Source organism: Lactobacillus sp. UMNPBX4 (assembly GCF_002554115.1).
Classification (GTDB): domain Bacteria; phylum Bacillota; class Bacilli; order Lactobacillales; family Lactobacillaceae; genus Lactobacillus; species Lactobacillus gallinarum.
The window spans coordinates 1-1,191 of the sequence record NZ_PCZF01000118.1; the positions used below are offsets into that span (position 1 = coordinate 1).

1 protein-coding gene is annotated in these 1,191 nt (G+C 37.4%); it reads right to left on the reverse strand.

The window, feature by feature from the left end; all coding sequences use genetic code 11:
• Window positions 1-33: 33 nt before the first annotated feature.
• Window positions 34-1,083 carry an IS30 family transposase gene (locus CP355_RS09955; protein ID WP_087176735.1) on the reverse strand — a complete coding sequence of 350 codons (1,050 nt, stop codon included), beginning with the start codon at window positions 1,081-1,083 and terminating at the stop codon, window positions 34-36.
• Window positions 1,084-1,191 lie beyond the last annotated feature (108 nt).

The following is a 1,191-nucleotide window of genomic DNA, read 5'->3' on the forward strand; positions in this document are numbered from 1 at the left end:
CGTAAATTGCAATAATAAATTGAACACTTTTAATCAAGCTGCTTGATAGATTAGATCTAATTCTCTTTCAAAGATTTCATCTGGTGTATGATATGCCAATATCTTTCTTGGTAAAGAGTTGCACCAGGTTTCAATGTCTATGATGTCTTGTAGTGAATAATTGTCTATTGCCTCTCCCTTAGGAATAAATCTGCGAATGAGTCCATTATGTCTTTCAACTGTTCCTTTGTCACAAGATGTATAAGGATGAGCATAGTAAACTAAAGTATTTGATACGTCTTCTAAACTTGAAAGATCTGCAAACTCTGAGCCATTATCAGTGGTAATGGTTTTAAAAATATCATTCCAATGTTCGCTGTATTGCCTTTGGAGTTTTTTAAAGGCCTGCATGACACTGACAGAAGTCTTGTCAGGAATACGAAGAATTAAGAACTCACGACTCATACGTTCAGATAAGGTTAGCAGCACCTCATCATCTTTGCTCTTATGTCCGAGAACTAAATCGCATTCCCAATGGCCAAACTCATTACGTTTATTGATCTCTTTAGGACGTTCTTCAATGCTTCTGCCAAGTTTTTTCTTATTTCTGCGAATACGATGAAGCTTGGTATTGCGTTTAAGCTTCTCTGGCAAGTCGTAATTATGTATATCTAATAGACCTTGGTCGACATAATTGTAAAGAGTCTTAGTACAGACAACATCTCTGCTGCTAAATGCGCCAACAGCGGTGGCGCGATTACTGCACACATCAAGCGACCAGCCGTCTTTAAAGAAATGTTTGTGGACATAGCGCATGAATTGAGTTTTCCTGAGAAAGTCTGATTTACGTCCACAATTTTTACGATGAGCTTGATATGCATCATGCCCTTGAGTAGCCTTATATCTTTTGACTTTGCCATGATACAGTTCTACAGTACCGCGCTTAACCTCATAACTGATAGTAGAAGGGGAACAGTTTAATTCACGGGCAATGGCACGCAAAGAATAGCCATCTTTCAAACGCAATTGAATAATAACTCTTTCCTCGAATGATAAATGCTTGCCTTTAATGTGCTGATTCATGGTAGAATGTAAAGAGTCCATTTTGACCTCGTTTCTAAATGTTGTGTGGTAACTACATTCTATCAAACAGGTCCGAATGGACTTTTTATTTTTTATCAAGTGTTCAATTTAATTTTACAATCGGCGAAA

Bases quoted from the DNA above. Each gene is read 5' to 3' on its own strand.
- CP355_RS09955 (WP_087176735.1), bottom strand. From the start codon at position 1,083: ATGGACTCTTTACATTCTACCATGAATCAGCACATTAAAGGCAAGCAT.